At 53.5% G+C, this 5202-nt stretch carries 6 protein-coding genes; all 6 read left to right on the forward strand.

Annotated elements, in window-relative coordinates:
* Nucleotides 1-277: 277 nt before the first annotated feature.
* The 6 genes from Poly59_RS29065 (at nt 278) to Poly59_RS29095 (ending at nt 4902) form a co-directional block, all read left to right on the forward strand.
* Nucleotides 278-607 carry a hypothetical protein gene (locus tag Poly59_RS29065; RefSeq protein WP_146462324.1) on the forward strand — a complete coding sequence of 110 codons (330 nt, stop codon included), beginning with the start codon at nt 278-280 and terminating at the stop codon, nt 605-607.
* A 131-nt stretch (nt 608-738) separates the two neighbouring features.
* Nucleotides 739-984: a hypothetical protein gene (locus Poly59_RS29075; RefSeq protein WP_146537623.1), complete on the forward strand. Its 246-nt coding sequence runs from the start codon at nt 739-741 to the stop codon at nt 982-984.
* A 670-nt stretch (nt 985-1654) separates the two neighbouring features.
* The gene (locus tag Poly59_RS29080) at nt 1655-2089 is read left to right on the forward strand and encodes a hypothetical protein (RefSeq protein WP_146537624.1); all 435 of its coding nucleotides are present in this window, start codon (nt 1655-1657) and stop codon (nt 2087-2089) included.
* A gap of 663 nt (nt 2090-2752) precedes the next feature.
* A complete protein-coding gene (locus Poly59_RS29085; protein WP_222436202.1) occupies nt 2753-3271 on the forward strand; it encodes a hypothetical protein in 519 nt (172 codons plus the stop codon).
* A 497-nt stretch (nt 3272-3768) separates the two neighbouring features.
* Nucleotides 3769-4284, forward strand: coding sequence for a hypothetical protein (locus Poly59_RS29090; RefSeq protein WP_146537626.1), 516 nt, complete (start codon nt 3769-3771; stop codon nt 4282-4284).
* Nucleotides 4285-4446: 162 nt separating this feature from the next.
* Nucleotides 4447-4902 carry a hypothetical protein gene (locus Poly59_RS29095; RefSeq protein WP_186776605.1) on the forward strand — a complete coding sequence of 152 codons (456 nt, stop codon included), beginning with the start codon at nt 4447-4449 and terminating at the stop codon, nt 4900-4902.
* Nucleotides 4903-5202: the final 300 nt, after the last annotated feature.

Raw genomic sequence — 5202 nt, forward strand, 5'->3', positions numbered from 1 at the left:
GGACGACGACACCCGTTTACTTGCCGACCGGGTCAACGCCCAATTGCTTGCCGCACGAATCGACGCCCGCTAGACTGTGGCGACGCGGTTTCCGCTTCCCAGAACCCGATCAACGCTCGTCCATAAAGCCGATAACCAAGTGATTCAACGGAGTCGGGCTTGCAAGGTTTTCGCAATGATCACGTCTAATCTCCCGACCCGCTGATCACCAGCGTTCGCCGACTCACAGTGGCTCGATCTACGCCCAATCCTAAGCTAGTGAAATACGGAACACGAAATGGCAGACCTAACTCGATTCAATGCACAGCAATTAGCCGAATTCGATCGGGAAGTTCAAGAATTTCGTGCCTGGTATTTGGAAGCGACTCCTGACGATCGATCCGAATTTCGATCGTGGCTCGAAGACTTGGCACCGATTGCGATTCGACAGCCCTCGTCGCTGGCCTTCACACTGCTGTGCCGAGTGAACAACTACCAAACTGACGACGAAGGCAACGAAGTATACAATGGTGTCGTATGGCTAACGCCCAAAGCGATGCTTGGCGCGATTACGGCTTGGGATGCCGGAGACGAGTTCCTACCATCGCACTGGATGGAAACGCTTTGACCCTATATCGGCTCGACTACCGACTGCGGCGAACCATCCGATGCACCCGAGTCGGCGAGCCGGGCGTTTTGACAATGGAAGATTTCTCGCGCCGACCGGGTGATCGGTAACGTTATCCGACCTAATCAAACATGAAACTGCTACTGTCATTCAGCACGAAAGCCGGAACGTTCTACATTGGTCAATCCAATGACGGACGATTTCACCCCATTTACAACGATGAAAGCCTCGGCAGTTACGCCAAGCATTGGCAGGCGACAGAAGACCTGGCAACGAACGCAACATTCTCGGTTCTTCATTCGACTACGGGGGAACTGCTTGACACATCACGCCTTGGCATACCCGAAGACCCATCTGAATGGGAACGGATCAGATGACCCAACCCAACCGCATCCTCAACACTCAATCTAACACGAACCGTATCTTCGCCTTCCACGTCAAAACCTATTCCGACGAAGCCCTCACTCGTGGACGTGACGACGCGCACCGACGACGGCTTGTAAACTTTCGGGATTCGTAACATCGGCTTCACTCCACAAAATTCGGATAACAATGTCGTGCAACGGAGCCGGGCTTGCACGGTTTAACAAATGGAAAGTCAACGGTCCCGGCCCGCTGACGACTGCCGTTATCCGACATACTCCCTCAGGTGTCCGGCGTATTTCTTCGCACAAGCGATCACTTCAACCTTCGATTGCGAATTGGTCGTTCGGCTTTTGCGTTAGTGAATCGACGCGTCAAACGTTTTGATCCTCCGTTGGCATTGGCTGCAACGCTGGTTGATCGCTGACTGATTTCGGTCTTAACGACTGGCGTTTGCCGATGGCAACGCAACGGTTCTGATCCTTCGATGAACGGAATTGCTTGCCTGGAACTTTAGGGCCCGCTAGACTCTGGCGACTTGAAACCCACTGCCCAACACTCGATCAATGCCCGTCGATAAAACGGATAACCATCGGTTGTACCGGAGCGGCGGTGGTCACGTCCTGTCGAAATCACGGCCTTCGCCGCCGCCCGGTAAACCGTAACGTTATCCGATTGAAGCACATGATGTGGGCGACGCCATACCGTACAGGCGGACTACGTATTCGCGGACACCGTGCTTCAACCGACGTTCGCGACGCAATCGTTCGCTTCTCGCGATGGCTTCGGACTGCCTACACGTTTCCCGTTCGTTGTCCGGTCTACCTCTCGCCGCACGCTGAACTCACGACAATGCACGGGACAACCGCGTCCGCTACGTTTTTCGCTCCATGGCAACCTAACGTTGAACCCTACATCCGGATCGCGACTGGCGACTACCGTAGGCCGAGCGCGACACGCGATCGTGACGACGCCCTGGCATCCTACCTTCACTCTCTTGCACACGAATTGGTACATTACTGGCAGTGGATCGACACTGGGAACATTACCGAACGTGGTGTGATCGTTCGCGCGACCAAGATCGTTGATCGGTATGCACTCACGACGGACCATCCGTGACCTCTTGCTGACGGATAACCATGGGTTGTTACGGAGCGGCGGTGGTCGCCGTTTTTTTCTGCTTGCAAGTCAATCGCCGCCGCCCGCAAAACCCTACCGTTATCCGACGGAAAATACACGAGCGACAACAAATGCAATTAACGATTCTTCAAGGCATTTGGGCAACGCTCTACGTTGCAATTGCCCTTGCGTCATTTCGATACTCCACCAACATTTTGACGTCAGTGACTTACGCTGTTTGCGTTCTAACCTTCGCGGGAGCGGCGGTACTTGCGTTCGATCGCCGATCTACTCCGCTAGTGGCTTTTGTACTATTCGGGGTTGCTTCGTTGACCTTCAGCGAACTTTTTATGCCCGCCGTAATACCCGTTATGCTCGCTCTCGGCACGACAACGGGGTCGAACGAGTACAATAATCTGTCCTCGTTGATGATTTGCCATTACTGCGTCATATTCGCCTTCGTCGGATACTTTTTCGGCTTGTTTGTCGTTAGGCAACGCCTGGGCAGAACGGCGAATACCAGGGCCAACCAAGACGGCGGATAACCATCGGATGCACCGGAGTTGTTCCGCTCCACGACATCGGCGGTTGCCTTCGGCATTATACCGCCGATGCCGCTCCGCTCCACAACCCGGTGATCCGTACCGTTATCCGACTGAAATGATGCGACTCCTGACCCTAGCTCTGTTGACCACATTCGCGTCGCTTGCATTTGCCGGCGGACGGTCCGACCGTGTCACGATTCACTTGCTTGATCCGCGTGGTGCGATTGATGGCGACCACACGATGCCGACGGAGTGGAAGGGCGGCAAGACCGACGTTCTCGGTTCACGCGTCCTGAACATCTCCGAGGCCAAGGCTTTGAGGACGCTTCTGACCAAAGAACTGGCTGATGATGACAACGTTCCGTTTTGCGGCCATAGCCCCGCCTACGCCGTCACTATTTTGCCAGACGGCGGAACGGCGACGACCGTTACCTTGTGCGGAACCTGCGGAACATGGGCAAAACGCGGTGAACTGCGTGCATTGCATGGCAAGGCCGCACTGAAAATGCTCGATGATCTTCTACCGCTTCCCGATGTATTCCAAACACTCGACGGCAAGCCCGCTAAGATACTTGACCCGTTCGATGATTCACCGAGAGTTCCGTTCCGGTTCCTTGCGGTCCCAGACGGCGGATAACCATGGATTGCACCGGAGTCGGGCTTGCAGCCGGTTTCAAATGGAACATCAACACTCCCGACCCGGTGAATCCGGACGTTATCCGACTGACTCCCTCAGGTGTCCGGCGTATTTCTTCGCACAAGCGATCGCCTCAACCTTCGATTGCGAATTGGTCGTTCGGCTTTTGCGTTAGTGAATCGACGCGTCAAACGTTTTGATCCTCCGTTGGCGTCGGCCGCAACGCTGGTTGATCGCTGACTGACTTCGGTCTTTACGGCTGGCGTTTGCCGATGGCATCACAACGGTTCTGATCCTTCGATGAACGGAATTGCTTGCCTGGAACTTTAGAGCCCGCTAGACTCTGGCGACTTGAAATCCACTGCCCAACACTCGATCAATGCCCGTCGATAAAGCGGATAACCATCGGTTGTACCGGAGCGGCGGTGGTCGCGCTGTTTTGAAATCACGGCACTCGCCGCCGCCCGGTAAACCGTAACGTTCGTCGGACAAAAATCATGCCAAACATTGTCACCAAGATTTTGTGCACAGTTCTTATGCTTCTCACCCAACAGCATATTGTTTTCTCGCAGGGGCAATTATCGGAGCGCGTCCCAGCGATTCAACTAGATGCAATTGACCATCATTGCATCCTTCACGAAAAGGAATTGAAAGCAGATCCGAGATTTGAATTGCCGACATTCACGGGGTATGACAATCTACGCGAGAATGGACGCATTTACCTGCACTGCAAGTCGTCAGGGATGGTTATCTGCGCCGCTCCCGTCAAAGATTTCTATCAGATTCTTGTTTTTCCGAGAAAGCAATCAGAGCATTTTAAACTTGAAATTACAACATCTACGCAACTTCAGAATGATGTTGTAGACGTCAAATCAATCGAACAGCTGTTAAGAAGTGTAAGGCCCTTCTTCGGCATGGGGTATGATCGTTCGAAAGAGAAATCACGATTGAAAATCAGAATTGAGGCCCCGGAAGAACCGGTGGTTCTGGACGGACCGAGACTCTCAAAATAGCAACAGACAACTAAGGACGTACGACGAACAAAAAAATGCACCCGAGTTGCCGATCGGGCGTTATCTGAAATCAAAGTCACTTGGCGGCAACCGGGTGATTTTGGCCGTTCGTCGACTCAAAAATTTCCACTTCTCTTCACGCTTTTCCGAAGGACTATGGCCATGACTCTTCACATGCTTGCTTTGACATTCTTGGTTGCGACCACGACCACCGCCGCGTCCAGTACATCAAAAGAAGACACGCGCGATCAGGACGTTACACAACTGGGTGCACGATTCCTCGTTGATGTAACTTACGAGAAACGCTCGTTCGATGGCTCTGTGATCGTTAATCTTCGGACGATTGGTCCATCGCATGACTCCGATACTCGCCAGGAATTTCCCCGCGACGACATGCAGATGGTCATACAGGGTGCGAAGGGTGCTGTCGTCTTCGAATCCGGCCTTCCTTGGAAAGATACCGGTGAGAAAACGATCGAAGGACACCCGGCCTACACTGCGCGAATCCTCGTGCACCCCGACATGAAAGACGGATTGATCCTCACGGAATCATTGGATGGATTCGACGACAAGCCAATGGTCGGCATCGTTACGTTTCACTCCCTATTCAAGAGATGAGGAAGCGACGAACCATGGGATGCAACGGAGCGGCGGTGGTCTGCTGCTCGGTGAGATCAATGACAACTCCCGCCGCCCGCTGATCCCGGTCGTTATCCGACTGACTCCCTCAGGTGTCCGGCGTATTTGTTCGCACAAGCGATCACTTCAACGCTCGAATGCGAATTTGTCGTTCGGCTTTTGCGTTAGTGAATCGACGCGTCAAACGTTTTGATCCTCCGTTGGCGTTGGCTGCAACGTTGGTTGATCGCTGACTGACTGCGGTCTTTACGGTTGGCGTTTGCCGATGGCATCATTCAT

This window comes from Rubripirellula reticaptiva (assembly GCF_007860175.1).
GTDB lineage: Bacteria > Planctomycetota > Planctomycetia > Pirellulales > Pirellulaceae > Rubripirellula > Rubripirellula reticaptiva.

Bases quoted from the DNA above. Each gene is read 5' to 3' on its own strand.
- Poly59_RS29065 (WP_146462324.1), top strand. From the start codon at position 278: ATGGCAGACCTAACTCGATTCAATGCACAGCAATTAGCCGAATTCGAT.
- Poly59_RS29075 (WP_146537623.1), top strand. From the start codon at position 739: ATGAAACTGCTACTGTCATTCAGCACGAAAGCCGGAACGTTCTACATT.
- Poly59_RS29080 (WP_146537624.1), top strand. From the start codon at position 1,655: ATGATGTGGGCGACGCCATACCGTACAGGCGGACTACGTATTCGCGGA.
- Poly59_RS29085 (WP_222436202.1), top strand. From the start codon at position 2,753: ATGCGACTCCTGACCCTAGCTCTGTTGACCACATTCGCGTCGCTTGCA.
- Poly59_RS29090 (WP_146537626.1), top strand. From the start codon at position 3,769: ATGCCAAACATTGTCACCAAGATTTTGTGCACAGTTCTTATGCTTCTC.
- Poly59_RS29095 (WP_186776605.1), top strand. From the start codon at position 4,447: ATGACTCTTCACATGCTTGCTTTGACATTCTTGGTTGCGACCACGACC.